This is a genomic window from Paraburkholderia diazotrophica, from assembly GCF_038900755.1.
GTDB classification, from domain to species: Bacteria; Pseudomonadota; Gammaproteobacteria; order Burkholderiales; family Burkholderiaceae; genus Paraburkholderia; species Paraburkholderia diazotrophica_A.
In genome coordinates this window covers 1-1,027 of record NZ_JBBPEN010000061.1, presented here as the reverse complement: position 1 = coordinate 1,027, position 1,027 = coordinate 1, and the positions used below count along the sequence as shown (strand labels likewise).

The window sequence follows — 1,027 nt, the reverse complement described above, 5'->3', positions numbered from 1 at the left end:
TCGCGACCGTGCGCCGCAACGCGCGCATCACGCACTACGTGCTCCTCGGCTTCGCCGTTTCCATGTTCTTCGCGCTCGGCATCGGATCGTACGTCGCGACCGGCGCTGTGAGCTTTGATTCTTCTCCGACCGCATCAGGCGCAATCAATTGACAGAGGGCAACCCATGAACAAGAAAACGATCCAGCTTCAGACTCCCGAACAACGCAAGACCGCCTTGCTGCGCATGGCGCGTCGACGCAAGCAGTCGGGCGAACTCTCGATGATCGAGGCGGCAGCCGTCATGGCGGGTGCCGCGTTGCTGGCACTCATCGTTTATCAGGGCCGCAGCTTCGTGATGGACCGTATCCACGCGCACCAGTTCAAGAGTGAGGCGCAACTGTTCCGCAGCGGCATTCAGGATGCAACGTCGAACGACATTGATTTTTCGAGCGAGTCGCTTCAAACGCTCGCGCAAAACCACGCATTCGATTCCGCTGGCTCGCGCGTGAACGCGGCGGCGGGAACGCTGACGGGTATCTTCGGCGGCTCGGTGGCGGCAGCACCGGCCACCATCGCAACTACAGACGACGCAATGGCCATGACCTATCCGGTTCCCGCAACGGTGTGCTCGCTCGCGATCGGCGCGATCGCGGGCGCCTATACAAAGGTGACCGTGAATGGGACAACGGTCTCTGATCCGAACACGAAGTTCGATGGCTCGACAGCAGGGCAGGCGTGCAGTTCGGCCGGTGCGACGGCCAGCATCGGCATGTACGCGACGCACAACAATTAAGGATCGTCGCCCATGTTCAGCATCGTTGAGATGGTGGTCGTGCTGGTGGCCGCCGCGCTGATGACCACGGTCGCGATCAAGGAAGACGCAGCGAAGCGGCGCACGCAGGTCCTCACGGCGGAAGGCCAGAACGAGGCGGTCATCAACTCAGCACTGTCTGACTGGGTGACGAACAACTATGGCCCGCTGATTGCGGGCGGGCCCGCCTCGGTTGTTGCCAATCCGCCGACCATCGATGACCTCTTTACGCAGG

The 1,027-nt window shown here is 61.8% G+C and carries 1 protein-coding gene and 2 pseudogenes; all 3 read left to right on the top strand.

Annotation, left to right across the window (positions count from 1 at the left end; all coding sequences use genetic code 11):
• Positions 1 to 152 (top strand): annotated as a pseudogene (locus AABE10_RS36585) (type II secretion system protein); the annotation flags it as partial.
• Positions 153 to 165: 13 nt separating this feature from the next.
• Complete coding sequence (locus AABE10_RS36580; protein ID WP_342937839.1) at positions 166 to 774, top strand: type 4 pilus major pilin; 609 nt, start codon at positions 166 to 168, stop codon at positions 772 to 774.
• A gap of 12 nt (positions 775 to 786) precedes the next feature.
• Positions 787 to 1,027, top strand: a pseudogene (locus AABE10_RS36575) (hypothetical protein); the annotation flags it as partial.